Source organism: Pseudomonas sp. TH08, assembly GCF_016651275.1.
Taxonomy (GTDB): domain Bacteria; phylum Pseudomonadota; class Gammaproteobacteria; order Pseudomonadales; family Pseudomonadaceae; genus Aquipseudomonas.
On record NZ_JAEKEE010000001.1, the window covers coordinates 1,586,404 to 1,599,993 of the forward strand.

Sequence of the window (13,590 nt, forward strand, 5' to 3'; positions counted from 1 at the left end):
GTCGTTGGCTGAACTATGGTGAGACCAGTCTTTGGATCGCCAACAAGAGAACAACATGAGCCAGACATCCTTCGATATCCAACACGCCGCCGTGATTGGCGCGGGCACCATGGGCCGTGGCATCGTCATGTGCCTGGCCAACGCCGGCGTGGCAGTGCAGTGGGTGGATAACAATCCACAGATGCTTGAGCAAGCCCTCGCCAGCGTGGCCGATACTTATGCGCACAACGTGCGACAGGGGCGGATCGATCAGGCCGAGGCCGATGCGCGCCTGGCTCGGGTCAGCGCAGCAGCGGATTACGCGGCGATCCGCAACGTCGATCTGGTCATCGAAGCGGTGTACGAAAACCTGGAACTCAAGCAGAAAATCTTCCGTGAACTGGATGGTTTGCTGAAACCTCAAGCGTTGTTGGCGAGCAACACCTCGGCGCTGGATATCGATGCGATCGCGGCGGCTACCCAGCGTCCTGAGCAAGTGCTGGGTCTGCATTTCTTCAGCCCGGCGCACATCATGAAACTACTCGAAATCGTTCGTGGTGCGCGGACTTCGCCAGCGGTGTTACAGGCTGCTTTGGCGCTGGGCAAGCGCATGGGCAAGGTCAGCGTGGTGTCGGGCAACTGCCACGGTTTTATCGGTAATCGCATGCTGCATCCGTATGTGCTCGAGGCGCGCAAGATGCTGCTTGAAGGTGCTTATCCACAGCAGATCGATGCTGCGTTGCAGAGTTTCGGTTTTGCCATGGGCCCGTTTCGCATGTACGACGTGGTCGGCATTGATCTGGAGTGGCGCGCGCGTGAGTTGGCCGGCCAGGGGCAGGATGCCCCCGAGGTTCAGGTGGATAACCGCTTGTGCGAAATGGGCCGGTTTGGACAGAAGTCCGGCAATGGTTATTACCATTACGAGCCGGGCAGTCGTCAGGCCGAGCACGATCCCGAGGTCGATGCGCTGGTGCTGCAGGTCAGCGCAGGGTTGGGCTTCCAGCGCCGAGAGATCGGCCCGGAGGAGATTCTCGAGCGTTGCCTGCTGGCACTGGTCAACGAAGGCGCGAAGATCCTGCAGGAAGGCATTGCCGAGTCTGCGCATGACATCGATCTGGTCTATCTGAACGGCTACGGCTTTCCGGCCGACAAGGGCGGGCCGATGGCCTGGGCGGATCAGCAGGGGCTGGCGGATATTCATCAGCGCTTGCTGGCGCTGGAGACACGGCAGGGCGATCAGTGGAAGCCGGCGCGGTTGATTGGCGAGTTGGCGGTGCAGGGCAAGGGGTTTGCAGATCGTTGAATGATGTGGTGCGTGTGCTGGCGCCTTCGCGGGCAAGCCCGCTCCCACAGGTATAGTGGTCGTCCTCGCGTCAGCGTGAGGTCGACCCATATGAGAACCGCAAATGAATCAACGCACCGACTACCCTCACTTCCAGCCCATCACTACGCGCTGGCACGACAACGACGCCTACGGCCACGTCAATAACGTTACCTACTACAGCTTCTTCGACACGGCTGTGAACACGTACCTGATCCAGGTTGGCGGTCTGGATATCCATGACGGAGAGGTGGTGGGGTTCGTGGTCAGTTCGGCGTGTGATTACTTTGCGTCGATCGCGTTCCCGGATCTGATCGAGATCGGTCTGCGGGTCGGCAAGTTGGGCAACAGTTCAGTGCAATACGAACTGGCGGTGTTCAAGGTCGGTGAAAGCGAAGCCTGTGCGGCCGGGCGGTTCGTTCACGTGTTTGTTGATCGGGCGAGCAATCAGCCGGTGCCGATTCCTGCACAGTTGCGTCAGGCGCTGGAGCGTTTGGTGGTGGAATAAAGCAAAAAAAATCGCAGCCTACGGCAACTCCTACAGGTGTAGGTGCTGCCACAGGCTGCGATCTTTCGATCTACCTGTCGCCAATCAGCTATCAGCGGTGGCGATAGTAGTTGTGATGCTTGCGATGGCCATAGGCATGGCCGCGACCACGGTGGTCATCGCGATAGTAGCGACGGTCGTCACGGCCGCGATCATAGCGACGATCATCGTCGTTGCTCTTGTTGCCCATGTAGTTGCCCAGCGCGCCACCAGCGCCGCCGCCGGCTGCGGAGCCGATCAGGCTGCCGGTGGTGCCGCCCATGCTGCGGCCGACCACGTTACCGCCGGCTGCGCCCAATGCACCGCCAATGGCCGCTTCGCCACGGCTGTGTTTGTTGGCGCCAACCGCGCTACCACCCGCGCCGCCCAGGGCTGCGCCGATGGTGGAACCTGTATTGCCGCCTAAAGACTGACCGACGACCGAGCCAAGAACCCCGCCCAACGCGCCGCCCACACCTGCTTCGGTGGTGCCACCTGCGGAAGCAAAACCACTGACCAGGCCAAGGGACAACAAGAGAATCTGGGAGAACTTCATAGAAGAGCCTCAAAGGGATGACGGCGCCGATCCTGAGGCTGTGTAACAAGCGTGACAATCTAAATCCGACGAATAACACGACTTGTATACAATTCTGCAAGTGGCTGTTTTATATGCGGAACTTAACTGATTTTTGCCGGTCTTTAACTACTTCGGACAGGCCGCTTTTGTGAAAAAGCGGCCTTTTTTGTGGGCGGTTGAAAAGTGCAGGGCGGCGATAAATTATTTGGGTCGACTACACCTATCGCGAGCAGGCTCACTCCTACAGTGATCGCATTCCTGCAGATAGAACACGGTCACTGTAGGAGTGAGCCTGCTCGCGATAGCGATGGGTCGGTCGCCGTATTAAGCAGATTTGGCCATGATCAACCCGGTCTCACTCGCCGCTTCCAACCGGATCGCAATGAACTTCGACGTCGGTGTATGGCTGCCATCCCCGGTGCTTTCCAGTGGCACCAGCGGGTTCACTTCCGGGTAATACGCAGCAGCCTGCCCGGCAGGGATATCAAACGCCAGCAGCGTAAAGCCTTTCACTCGACGCTCGCGACCATCATCCCAGATCGAAACGATGTCAGCCTTCTGCCCCGGACGGAAGCCCAGGCGAATGATGTCGGCCTCGTTGGCAAACAGCACATCACGCTGGCCTTTCACCCCGCGATAACGATCGTCGAGACCATAAATCGTGGTGTTGTACTGATCGTGAGAACGCATCGATTGCAAGATCAAGTCCGGCAGTTGTCCAGTGGCGCGGGTGCGTTCGTGAACCAGATCCTTGGGCAGCAGGTTCGCGCGGAAATTGGCGCGGCCCGACGGCGTATTCCACTTGCGCGCGCCAGCGCTGTTGCCGAGGTAGAAACCCCCCGGATTCTTGACCTTCTCGTTGAACTCCTTGAAGCCCGGAATGGTGTCGGCGATCAAATCGCGAATGCGCCGGTAGTCGGCCACCAGCCAGTTCCAGTCCACCGGTTTGCTGCCCAAGGTCGCGGCAGCGATGCCGGCGATGATCGACGGTTCCGAACGCATCTGGTTCGACAGCGGCTGCAACTGGCCGTTGGAGGCGTGGACCATGCTGAACGAGTCTTCCACGGTGACGGCTTGCGGGCCTTCGGTCTGGATGTCGATGTCGGTGCGGCCGAGGCACGGCAGGATCAACGCGTCTTTGCCGTGAGCCAGGTGGCTGCGGTTGAGTTTGGTGCTGATCTGTACGGTCAGGTCGCAATTGCTCAACGCTTCGAACGTGCGCGGGCTGTCCGGTGTGGCTTGGGCGAAGTTGCCGCCCAGACCGATAAACACTTTCGCGCGACCTTCGGCCATCGCATGGATCGCCTCGACCACGTTGTGGCCGTTGTGGCGCGGAACTTTGAACTGGAAGCGACGCTCCAGCGAATCGAGGAATGCCACCGGCGGACGCTCGTTGATGCCCATCGTGCGGTCACCCTGCACGTTACTGTGGCCGCGCACCGGGCACAGGCCCGCGCCTGGTTTGCCGATGTTGCCGCGCAGCAGCATCAGGTTGGCGATTTCCTGGATGGTCGGCACCGAGTGGCGATGCTGGGTGATGCCCATCGCCCAGCACATGATCACGTTTTTGCCCTTGGCGTACATTCGTGCGGCTTGCTCGATCTCGACCAGTGTCAGGCCGGATTGCTCGACGATCTGCTCCCACGGTGTGTCGTCGACGACACCGAGGTATTCCAGCACGTTGGCGCTGTGCTCATTGAGGAAATCGTGATCGAACACAGCGGGTTCGCCAGCCTTCTGCGCATCGCGCTCCCATTGCAGCAGGAACTTGGCCATGCCGCGCAGCAGCGCCATGTCGCCGCCGAGTGCCGGGCGGAAATAAGCGGTATTGGTCGGCTTGTCGCCGTTGGTGAGCATCTCGATCGGGTGTTGCGGGTGCTGGAAGCGTTCCAGACCGCGCTCCTTGAGCGGATTGATACACACCACTTGCGCGCCACGTTTCACCGCCTCACGCAACGGTTCAAGCATGCGTGGGTGGTTGGTGCCAGGGTTCTGACCCCAGACGAAAATCGCGTCGGCGTGTTCGAAGTCATCGAAGGTCACGGTGCCTTTACCGACACCGACGCTTTGCGCCAGGGCCACGCCGCTGGCCTCGTGGCACATGTTCGAACAGTCGGGGAAGTTGTTGGTGCCGAAAGCGCGCACGAACAGTTGATACAGATACGCCGCTTCATTGCTGGCGCGACCCGAGGTGTAGAACTCGGCCAGATCGGGGCTCGGCAGGCTTTGCAGATGCCGGGCGATCAGCGTGTAGGCGTCATCCCAGCTGATCGGTTTGTAGCGATCGGTTTCAGCGTCGTAGACCATCGGCTCGGTCAGACGGCCCTGATACTCCAGCCAGTAGTCACTCTGCTCCAGCAACGAGGTCACGCTGTGCTTGGCGAAGAACTTGGCGTCCACGCGGCGCTTGGTCGCTTCCCAGTTCACCGCTTTCGCGCCGTTCTCGCAGAATTTCACCATGCCGCTTTCCGGTGAATCACCCCACGCGCAACCGGGGCAGTCGAAGCCGCCGTTCTGATTGGTCTTGAGCATCATGCGCAGGTTTTTCAGGGCGTTGTCGCTGGTCAACCAGGCCTGGGCCACACTGATCAGGGCACCCCAGCCGCCGGCTGCGCCTTTATAAGGCTTGTAGCGCGGGACAGGTTTCTGGTCGGCTTGATGATGTTGGCTCACGCTTGATTCTCCATCGCGGGGCTATACACCCGCGGCGCACTTTTCTGCGGCAGGTGGATGAGATTGAGGTTGTGTCGCCGCGCCCATTGCACGGCGAGGCCCGTAGGCGCGGACAGGCTGACCAGGGTCTGGATGCCGGCGCGCAAGACTTTCTGGATCAATTCGAGGCTGCAACGGCTGGTGACAATTGCCAGTCCGCCCTCTGTGGAAATCTGTTGTCGGATCAGCCCGCCGATCAGTTTGTCGAGGGCGTTGTGCCGGCCAATGTCTTCGCGCCCCAGCAGCAATTCGCCGCTGGCGTTCATGAACACCGCCGCGTGCACTGCGCCGCAATACTGGCCGAGTGGCTGGAATGCGCCGATGCGCTGGCGCAAACCGTCCAGCCATTCAATCGGTGGCAATGGCGCGCCGGGCAGCACTTTGAGATCGGGCAGCGCCTGTTCCACCGCTTCGACGCCACACAGGCCGCAACCGCTGGTGCCGGCCAGTTGCCGACGCTGGGTCTTGAGGTTCCAGAAGGCGCGATTGGCGATGGTCACTTGCGCGTATTGCGCCGAGCCTGCGCCGCTCAGTTGCAGGTCATAGATGTCGGTGGCGTCCTCGATGATGCCGCTGCCGAGGCTGAAACCGACGATGAAGTCTTCAAGGTCGGTTGGCGTCACCAGCATGACCGCCTGACTGATGCCGTTGTAGGCGATCGCCAGCGCAACTTCCTCGGCCAGCGCGGTGCTGGCCGATTCCTCACGGGGTAGATCGCTGTAACTGTAGGTCTGGCTGGCGGCGGGCGCGGGCGTTTCGAGTGCAGGCGCCGCGCAGGCTGGGCGCTTGGCGTTCATGGCATCACCAACGGATTGATCAACGTTAAGACTAGGCGCGGCAAGTTGTCGCGTCTAATCGCTACTGTCGATCTATCGATAGATGGCGTCGATCAAGAAGCCCCTGGCGATTTCTGATACAGCGCGAAACAGGCCTCGGCGAGCGCCGAACGCGGAGCACTGCGGCGCATGATCAGCCCCAGTGGTGCAAGGGTTTGCGCGTTTTCGATGGGTTGCAGACGCAGGTGATCGGTGAGTTTTTCCAGACCGCCTTCCAGCGGCATGATCGCGCAGCAAAAGCCACCGTGCACGGCTTGTAACAATTGATGGACGGCATCTGTTTGCAGCAACGGTTGCGGGGTAAGGCCACGGCTGTGGAAGTTATGGTCGATGGACTGGCGAAAATGCATGCCGCTGGTGAGCATGCCCAACGGCAGTTCGATCAGCGATTGCCAGCTCAACGGCGCCTCGCCGAAGCTGAAGGAGCGCTGGTCGTAAAGCAGGCCCATGCGGGTTTCGCTGAAAGCCAGGGCTTCGAAGCGTTCGTTGTCCAGGCGATCGAGATAGGACACGCCAACATCGAGGCGGTTGTTCGCCAGGTGTTCAAGGATTTGCTCGGAGCTCAACGCCGACATTTCGAAGCGCAGGTTCGGGTGCTCGCTGTGCAGGCGTTGCATCAGCGGCAACGGATCGAAACTCGACAGCGGCACCACGCCCAGACGCAGCGTACCGATCAGATTGCCGCGACACGCTGCCGCTTCGGCGTGTAAGCCGTCATAAGCCGCCAGCACCGACCGCGCCCACGCCAGCACCCGTTCGCCCGGCGCGGTAAAACCTTCAAAGCGCTGGCCTCGGTTGACCAGCGGCAGGTCGAGTTCTTCTTCCAGGCTGCGCAGGCGCATCGACAGGGTCGGCTGAGTGATGTGGCAACGCGCGGCGGCCTGGCCGAAGTGGCGGGTTTCGTCGAGGGCGATGAGGAATTTCAGCTGCTTGATGTCCATCTTCGCTCCGGAGGGTGTTGGCGGGGTGGGCGATTCTACCGTTTGGGCGACGGTGGGGTCATTGGTCGGCTTGGAACCGGGTTTGGCCATCGTGGTCTAGGCTTGGACGTCTGGAACCCAAATCAAGGAGTGTGCGCTATGAGTCTTTTGAGCTTTGTGAAAGAAGCCGGTGAGAAGCTGATCGATCTGCTGACCCCGGGCAACGCCAATGCCAGTGAGCAGTTGAAGGAGCATATCGACAAGGTCGGTCTGGGCAATCCGAATGTACAGGCGACGGTAGATGGCGACAAAGTCACCGTCACCGGTGAAGTCGCAAGTCAGGAAGAGAAAGAAAAAATTCTCCTGGCGCTGGGCAACATTGCCGGGGTTGGCAGTGTGGATGATCAGATCACCGTTAGCGGGCCGGTTGTGACGGCCGCGCAATTTGTTGTGGTCAAGTCGGGCGACACCCTCAGCGCGATTTCTCTGCGTGTGTACGGTGACGCCAACAAGTATCAAAAAATCTTCGACGCCAACAAACCGATGCTCAAGGACGTAAACAAAATCTATCCAGGCCAGACCCTGCGCATCCCTGAATAATCTGCAAGATCCTGTGGTGAGGGGATTTATCCCCGTTGGACTGCGTAGCAGTCCCCTTGCTTCTTCAAGTGAAAAAACAGGGGGCCGCTACGCGGCCCAACGGGGATAAATCCCCTCGCCACAATGGATGTTCATAGGTTGCAGATGAGGTCGCGGTAGTCTTCGACCGCCGCAAATTCGGCGGTATCTTTCGGCCCCTTGCGGCTGTCCGGCTCTTTCACGGCGAGCAAATGTGCCACGCCAAAATCCCGCGCACTGCGCAGGATCGGCAAGGTGTCGTCGATAAACAGGCTGCGCGCCGGGTCAAAGCCGATATCTGCCTGCAAGGCATCCCAGAACTGCGGGTTTTCCTTGGGATAACCGTAATCATGCGAGCTGATCAGGCGCTCGAAATACGGTGCCAGTTCAATCCGTTCCAATTTCAGCGACAGCGAATCGCGGTGCGCATTGGTAATCATGATCACCCGCTTGCCAGCTCGCTTGATCGCTTCCAGAAAGGTATCGGCATCGGCCCGCAAGGCGATCAGGTGTGCAGTCTCCTGTTTCAGCTCGCGCACCGACAGCTTCAGCTCGGCACTCCAGAAGTCCAGGCAATACCACTGCAACTGACCGGCATGACGCTCGAACAGCGGCTGCAATTCCATCTCGGCCATGGCCCGGCTTATCCCGTGCAGCTCGGCGTAGCGCTGGGGCAGGTGTTCAAGCCAGAAATGGTTGTCGAAGTGCAGATCGAGCAACGTACCGTCCATGTCCAGCAGAACGGTATCGATGTCGGACCAGGGTAAAGAAGGCATGGCAACGTCTCGAACGGTAGAAAGATATCCGACGTAAACAATCGGGAAAGCCGCGTTATAGTAGCGCGTTCACGCCAAGGAGCTTTGCATGCGCCAGAAACCCACCGTACTTGCCCGCGAGATCGTCGCCACCAGTCGTCTGTTCTGCGTTGAAGAACTGAAGCTGCGTTTTTCCAACGGTGTGGAGCGCACTTACGAGCGTCTGGTCGGCAAGGGCGCTGGATATGGCGCGGTGATGATCGTGGCCATGCTCGACGCTGAACACGCGGTGCTGGTCGAGGAGTATTGCGGCGGGACTGACGAATACGAACTGTCTTTGCCTAAAGGTTTGATCGAACCGGGCGAAGATGTACTGGCGGCGGCTGAGCGTGAGCTCAAGGAAGAGGCCGGGTTTGGTGCGCGGCAACTGGAACACTTGACCGAGCTGTCGCTGTCGCCCGGTTACATGAGCCAGAAAATCCAGGTGGTACTGGCCACCGATCTGTATGAAGAGCGTCTGGAGGGCGACGAGCCCGAGCCGATGCGGGTCGACAAGGTCAACCTGCGCGACTTGGCGATGCTGGCGCAGAACCCGCAATTCTCCGAAGGCCGCGCACTGGCGGCGCTTTATTTGGCTCGCGATCTGCTGACTCAGCGCGGGTTCTTTCAGTTATGAGTGAGATGTCGATGAATTTTCCCCACCCGTTGATGGCGCCAGTGGTTGAGCTGGCATTGCAGGCCGGCGAGGCGATTTTGCCGTTCTGGCGCTCCGGGGTCGAAGTCACGGCCAAGTCCGATGACTCGCCAGTGACCGCTGCGGATCTGGCCGCGCACCACGTGATCGTGGCCGGGTTGATTGCGTTGGATCCGAGCATTCCGGTGCTGTCCGAAGAGGACGCCAATATCCCGCAGAGCGTGCGCGCTGGTTGGCAACGCTGGTGGTTGGTGGATCCTCTGGATGGCACCAAGGAATTTATCAGCGGCAGTGAAGAATTTACCGTCAACATCGCGCTGATCGAAAACGGTCGAGTGGTGTTTGGTGTGGTATCGATGCCGACCAGCGGCCGTTATTACCTCGGTGGTGCGGGGTTCGGCGCATGGCGTTGCGACAAGGACGGCACGCCGGTTTCGATTCAGGTGCGTGATGTACCCGGGCCGGGAGAGGCGTTCACGGTCGTCGCCAGCCGCCGGCATTCCAGCCCTGAACAGGAGCGTTTGCTGGCCGGGCTGAGCGACAGCCTTGGTGAGCTGCAACTGGCCAATATCGGCAGTTCGTTGAAGTTTTGCTTGTTGGCAGAGGGTGCGGCGGATTGCTATCCACGCCTGGCGCCGACCTCCCAGTGGGACACGGCGGCAGCACAGGGTGTGCTGGAAGGTGCGGGCGGTGAGGTACTGGATTTGCGCGGTGAGGCGTTTTGTTATCCGGCGCGGGAATCGCTGTTGAACGAGTTCTTTCTGGCGCTGCCGGCGAAGGCTGCATGGCGGGCGAAGTTGTTGGAGTTGGCCCGTTCCTGAGCAATATAAAACCCTGTGGCGAGGGAGCTTGCTCCCGCTGGAGACCGTAGGGTTCCCAATGGCATGCGTGCGCAGATCCCGGTTGATCTAATTGGCCGGTTTTGGGGCTGCTACGCAGCCCAGCGGGAGCAAGCTCCCTCGCCACAAAAACATCCGATTGGCGGGTTTTATCGGTGCAAAACATACTGGCCACAAAACGTCACCGCATCGATATCACTCCCGACATTGACGATTCGCGTCTGCAACACCAACCGCGCCCGCCCATACCGCTGATACATCGCCAAAAACCTTTTCCACACCAGCGCATCCGGCGCCGGACAAATAGCCGTGGCATTCCCCGTCACCGGCAGTGGATAACTGATCTGCCCTTCCTGAATCACGATGTGCCCGTCGGTGATCCCTTCTTCCTTCAAGCGCAGATGCAGCCAGCCCCAGCCGGCCAGTACTGCGCCGCAATAGAGACTGCCGCCGAACATCGTGCTCTTGTGGTTGACGTTGGGATCGAGCGGCAAATACAGGCTCAATTGCTGCTCGCGCCAATCGAGCACCCGAAGGCCCATGTCGCGGGTCAGCGGAATGTCGTGATGGAGCACCGACTCCAGATAGCGACTGTCTGTGCTCATTCGTTTTCATCCCCGTGGCTGCTGTCGCCGAAGTTCAGACCGTGCTTGCGCAGTTTGTCGTGCAGGGTCTTGCGCGGAATTCCCAGCGCTTCGGCGAGGCTGCGCACCGAACTGTGGGAGCGCGCCAGTTCGGCGGCAATCAGCGATTTCTCGAAGTGTTCCACCTGCTCGCTGAGGCCACCGTCGATGACCTCAACTGTCGCGCCGCTACCACCTTCGGCAGCGCTGTAATCCAGCGCCAGTTCCAGGCCGAGGGCGAACCGTTCGGCGGCATTTTGCAGCTCGCGCACATTACCTGGCCAAGTGTGGCGCAGCAGCAAGGCGCGTTGCGCCGGTTGCAGTTCGTGCGGCGGCAGACCGTGGCGGGCACTGGCCTCATCGGCGTAATGCTGGAACAGTACCAGCGCATCTTCGCCGCGTTCGCGCAGTGGCGGAATACGCAGCGGCGCGACGTTGAGGCGGTAGTACAAGTCGGCGCGGAAGCGGCCCTGATCGGCGGCCTGGCGCAAGTCTTCCTTGGTCGCGGCGATGACGCGGATGTCTAGCGGGATCAATTGATTCCCGCCTAGCCGCTCAACCACACGTTCCTGCAACATGCGCAGCAACTTCACCTGCACGTCCATGCTCATGCTCTCGATTTCATCGAGGAACAGCGTCCCGCCATTGGCAAATTCGAACTTGCCGATCCGGCGTTTCTGCGCGCCCGTGAACGCGCCGGGTTCGTGGCCGAACAGTTCGCTTTCCACCACGGATTCGGCCAGCGCACCGGCGTTGATCGCCACGAACGGGCCATTACGGCGGCTGGATAAATCATGCAGTGCGCGGGCGACGACTTCTTTCCCGGCACCGGTTTCGCCGAGGATCAGTACGTCGGCTTTGGTCGCAGCCAGCGCGCCAATCTGCTCGCGCAGGCGCAGCATCGGCGTTGAGTGGCCGACCAGCCGCGCGCTCAATTCATTGCGGTCACTCAGGGCCAGCCGCAGGCTACGGTTGTCCAGCACCAGGCGGCGCAGGGCCAGCGCGCGGCGCACGCTGTCGAGCAGCGCATCGCTGGCAAAGGGTTTTTCGAGGAAGTCATAGGCGCCGGCACGCATCGCCTGCACCGCCAGCGGCACGTCGCCGTGGCCGGTAATCAGCAGCACCGGCAACTCTGGATCCTGGGCGTGCAATTCGCTGAGCAACTCCAGACCGTCCATGCCCGGCATGCGGATGTCGCTGACCACCACGCCCGGCCAGTCGCGCTCCAGTTGCCCGGCCAAGCCTTTGGCTTCTGACAGCGGCAGAATTTTCAGGCCGGCCAGATCCAGGGTCTGCCCAAGAGCCTGACGCAAGTGCGGATCGTCATCGATCAACACCACCTGAATGCGATTGTCGATGGTCATGCACTTCGATCCTCGGACGGTTGCAGGCTGACTCCGGGCGCGCCGGCGCGCAGGCGCAGGGTAATCAAGGCGCCACCTTGCTTGTGGTTGGCGAACGACAGTTCGCCGCCGAAGGCGCGCATCAGGGTTTCACAAATCGCCAATCCCAGACCAAGGCCCTGCGTGCGCGTCTTGGTGGTGTAGAAAGGCTCGCTGGCGCGGCCGAGGGCTTCCATGCAGAACCCCGGGCCGTTGTCGCGAATGTACAGATTGACGCCCTCGGCGGTGGATTCGGCACTCAACCACAATTTGCGCGGCGGGCCTTTTTCGGTGAGAGCGTCGAGGGCGTTGGCCAGGAGGTTGCCGAGCACCTGGCGCAAGCGGGTTTCGCCGGCCTCGACCCACAACGTGGCAGCGGGCAGATCGCGAATCAGCTCGACCTCCATGCTGCGGCGACGTTTGGCCAGCAAGGCCAGTGCATCGTCCAGCGCCGGTTGCAGGGCGACGCTTTCCGGCGCGTGGCGATCGCGGCGGGCGAAGGCGCGCAAATGGGCAATGATCGAGGCCATGCGCCCGGTCAGTTCGCTGATCAGTTTGAGGTTGCCACGCGCGTCGTCGGTGCGCTGATGATCGAGCAGCACTTCGGCGTTTTCCGCGTAGCTGCGGATCGCCGCCAGCGGCTGGTTGAGTTCGTGGCTGATGCTCGCCGACATCGTGCCCAACGCTGACAGTTTGCCGGCCTGGACCAGATCGTCCTGAGCGCGGACCAACTCCTGTTGCGCCGTTTCGCGTTCCAGCACTTCCTGCTTCAACCGACGGTTGAGACCTTCGAGGTCGCTGGTGCGCTCGGCGACTCGACCTTCCAGCTCTCGTCGCGCCTTGGCTTCAAAATCGATGCGCTCCAGATAGTGGCGACGGCGCTGCATCATCAGACCGAGCAACAGCATCAACACCAACAACGTCGCACCGCCGATGGCAACCACGGTGCGCACCGGGCGGTCGATCAGTGTGCGCGGGGCGAGGATGCTGACGCTCCAGCCGGTTTCGGCGATGTCGTGGGTCTGCGTCAACCAGGCATCTGGGCTGAGGTTGAGCGGGCGCGGTTCGCGAGTCGGATAAGGCTGGATCGCGGTGATCGCCGAGCGCTCGGCGTCGCTCAAGACGCGTGTCGAACGGAAGCGCCATTCCGGGCGCGACGTGAGGATGACCACGCCGTTATGGTCGGTTACCAGCAGTTGTTCGGGGGTTTTGCCCCACAGGCTTTCGGTGTGGTCGAGGTCGACTTTTATCACCAGCACGCCGATGATTTTTTCGCCGTTGCGCACGGCGGCGGCGAAGAAGTAACCGCGTTTGGCCGACGTGGTGCCAAGGCCGAAAAAGCGTCCCAGACGCCCGGCCATGGCTTCGCTGAAATAAGGACGGAAGGAGAAATTACGGCCGACGAAACTGTCGTGTTTGTCCCAGTTCGACGCCGCCAGGGTCTGTCCGTTGGTGTCCATCAGGTACATCACTTCGGCGCCGGTCTGTGCCGAGATGTTTTTCAACAGACGGTTGGCATTGCCTTGGGTGACGCCATCGTCCGGCGCCCCGAGCACGGCGCGCAGGGCCGGCAGGTCGCCGAGGATTTGCGGCAACACTTCATAGCGATGCAGAGTGCCAAGCAGGTTGGCGACGTACAGGTCGAGGGTCTGGCGGTTCTGCCCGGCCAGTTCGCTGCGGTAATAGCGCTCGGCGAGATGCTCCAGCGGCCACAGCAGTGGCGCCAGGCACAGGGCCAGAAGGGCGAGGCTGCGCCAGCGAGGTCTGCGGGGGAGAGATGGTTTCATGAGCCGGTTGCGCCTGTGGGG

At 60.9% G+C, this 13,590-nt stretch carries 13 protein-coding genes; 5 read left to right on the forward strand and 8 right to left on the reverse strand.

Features of this window, described 5'->3' with window-relative positions:
* The first annotated feature begins 55 nt into the window (after positions 1–55).
* Both JFT91_RS07365 and JFT91_RS07370 read left to right on the forward strand, forming a co-directional pair.
* Positions 56–1,282 carry a 3-hydroxyacyl-CoA dehydrogenase gene (locus JFT91_RS07365; RefSeq protein WP_201231963.1) on the forward strand — a complete coding sequence of 409 codons (1,227 nt, stop codon included), beginning with the start codon at positions 56–58 and terminating at the stop codon, positions 1,280–1,282.
* A gap of 103 nt (positions 1,283–1,385) precedes the next feature.
* Positions 1,386–1,808, forward strand: a complete 423-nt coding sequence (locus JFT91_RS07370; RefSeq protein WP_201231964.1) for an acyl-CoA thioesterase — start codon at positions 1,386–1,388, stop codon at positions 1,806–1,808.
* Positions 1,809–1,899: 91 nt separating this feature from the next.
* On the opposite strand, the gene JFT91_RS07375 is transcribed toward JFT91_RS07370, so the two are convergent.
* The 4 genes from JFT91_RS07375 to JFT91_RS07390 form a co-directional block, all read right to left on the reverse strand.
* Positions 1,900–2,382, reverse strand: a complete 483-nt coding sequence (locus JFT91_RS07375; RefSeq protein ID WP_201229893.1) for a glycine zipper domain-containing protein — start codon at positions 2,380–2,382, stop codon at positions 1,900–1,902.
* Between the two features lie 345 nt (positions 2,383–2,727).
* Positions 2,728–5,076, reverse strand: a complete 2,349-nt coding sequence (locus JFT91_RS07380) for an FdhF/YdeP family oxidoreductase (RefSeq protein ID WP_201231965.1) — start codon at positions 5,074–5,076, stop codon at positions 2,728–2,730.
* Entirely contained in the window at positions 5,073–5,912 is an 840-nt protein-coding gene (gene fdhD, locus JFT91_RS07385) for a formate dehydrogenase accessory sulfurtransferase FdhD (RefSeq protein WP_201229903.1), read from the reverse strand. The genes JFT91_RS07380 and fdhD overlap by 4 nt, the downstream gene beginning before the upstream one ends.
* Positions 5,913–6,004: 92 nt before the next feature.
* Positions 6,005–6,892, reverse strand: a complete 888-nt coding sequence (locus tag JFT91_RS07390; protein ID WP_201231966.1) for a LysR family transcriptional regulator — start codon at positions 6,890–6,892, stop codon at positions 6,005–6,007.
* 138 nt (positions 6,893–7,030) lie between these two features.
* On the opposite strand from JFT91_RS07390, the gene lysM reads away from it, so the two are divergent.
* Entirely contained in the window at positions 7,031–7,471 is a 441-nt protein-coding gene (gene lysM, locus JFT91_RS07395) for a peptidoglycan-binding protein LysM (RefSeq protein ID WP_201231967.1), read from the forward strand.
* 131 nt (positions 7,472–7,602) lie between these two features.
* Here the strand turns inward: lysM and yrfG are convergent, their stop codons facing one another.
* Positions 7,603–8,265: a GMP/IMP nucleotidase gene (gene yrfG, locus JFT91_RS07400; RefSeq protein WP_201229908.1), complete on the reverse strand. Its 663-nt coding sequence runs from the start codon at positions 8,263–8,265 to the stop codon at positions 7,603–7,605.
* Between the two features lie 88 nt (positions 8,266–8,353).
* On the opposite strand from yrfG, the gene nudE reads away from it, so the two are divergent.
* On the forward strand, positions 8,354–8,920 hold the full coding sequence (gene nudE, locus JFT91_RS07405) for an ADP compounds hydrolase NudE (RefSeq protein WP_201231968.1): 567 nt from the start codon (positions 8,354–8,356) through the stop codon (positions 8,918–8,920).
* Between the two features lie 5 nt (positions 8,921–8,925).
* Positions 8,926–9,759, forward strand: a complete 834-nt coding sequence (cysQ, locus tag JFT91_RS07410; protein ID WP_201232251.1) for a 3'(2'),5'-bisphosphate nucleotidase CysQ — start codon at positions 8,926–8,928, stop codon at positions 9,757–9,759.
* 167 nt (positions 9,760–9,926) lie between these two features.
* Here the strand turns inward: cysQ and JFT91_RS07415 are convergent, their stop codons facing one another.
* From JFT91_RS07415 to JFT91_RS07425, 3 genes are read right to left on the reverse strand one after another with little or no spacing between them, the layout of a single operon-like run.
* Positions 9,927–10,382, reverse strand: coding sequence for a YiiD C-terminal domain-containing protein (locus tag JFT91_RS07415; protein ID WP_201231969.1), 456 nt, complete (start codon positions 10,380–10,382; stop codon positions 9,927–9,929).
* Complete coding sequence (locus JFT91_RS07420) at positions 10,379–11,764, reverse strand: sigma-54-dependent transcriptional regulator (RefSeq protein ID WP_201229913.1); 1,386 nt, start codon at positions 11,762–11,764, stop codon at positions 10,379–10,381. Before JFT91_RS07420 ends, JFT91_RS07415 begins: the two co-directional genes overlap by 4 nt.
* Positions 11,761–13,569, reverse strand: a complete 1,809-nt coding sequence (locus JFT91_RS07425; protein ID WP_201229914.1) for a sensor histidine kinase — start codon at positions 13,567–13,569, stop codon at positions 11,761–11,763. Before JFT91_RS07425 ends, JFT91_RS07420 begins: the two co-directional genes overlap by 4 nt.
* Positions 13,570–13,590: the final 21 nt, after the last annotated feature.

Bases quoted from the DNA above. Each gene is read 5' to 3' on its own strand.
- JFT91_RS07370 (WP_201231964.1), top strand. From the start codon at position 1,386: ATGAATCAACGCACCGACTACCCTCACTTCCAGCCCATCACTACGCGC.
- JFT91_RS07420 (WP_201229913.1), bottom strand. From the start codon at position 11,764: ATGACCATCGACAATCGCATTCAGGTGGTGTTGATCGATGACGATCCG.
- JFT91_RS07425 (WP_201229914.1), bottom strand. From the start codon at position 13,569: ATGAAACCATCTCTCCCCCGCAGACCTCGCTGGCGCAGCCTCGCCCTT.
- JFT91_RS07390 (WP_201231966.1), bottom strand. From the start codon at position 6,892: ATGGACATCAAGCAGCTGAAATTCCTCATCGCCCTCGACGAAACCCGC.
- yrfG (WP_201229908.1), bottom strand. From the start codon at position 8,265: ATGCCTTCTTTACCCTGGTCCGACATCGATACCGTTCTGCTGGACATG.
- JFT91_RS07365 (WP_201231963.1), top strand. From the start codon at position 56: ATGAGCCAGACATCCTTCGATATCCAACACGCCGCCGTGATTGGCGCG.
- nudE (WP_201231968.1), top strand. From the start codon at position 8,354: ATGCGCCAGAAACCCACCGTACTTGCCCGCGAGATCGTCGCCACCAGT.
- lysM (WP_201231967.1), top strand. From the start codon at position 7,031: ATGAGTCTTTTGAGCTTTGTGAAAGAAGCCGGTGAGAAGCTGATCGAT.
- fdhD (WP_201229903.1), bottom strand. From the start codon at position 5,912: ATGAACGCCAAGCGCCCAGCCTGCGCGGCGCCTGCACTCGAAACGCCC.
- cysQ (WP_201232251.1), top strand. From the start codon at position 8,926: ATGTCGATGAATTTTCCCCACCCGTTGATGGCGCCAGTGGTTGAGCTG.
- JFT91_RS07375 (WP_201229893.1), bottom strand. From the start codon at position 2,382: ATGAAGTTCTCCCAGATTCTCTTGTTGTCCCTTGGCCTGGTCAGTGGT.
- JFT91_RS07415 (WP_201231969.1), bottom strand. From the start codon at position 10,382: ATGAGCACAGACAGTCGCTATCTGGAGTCGGTGCTCCATCACGACATT.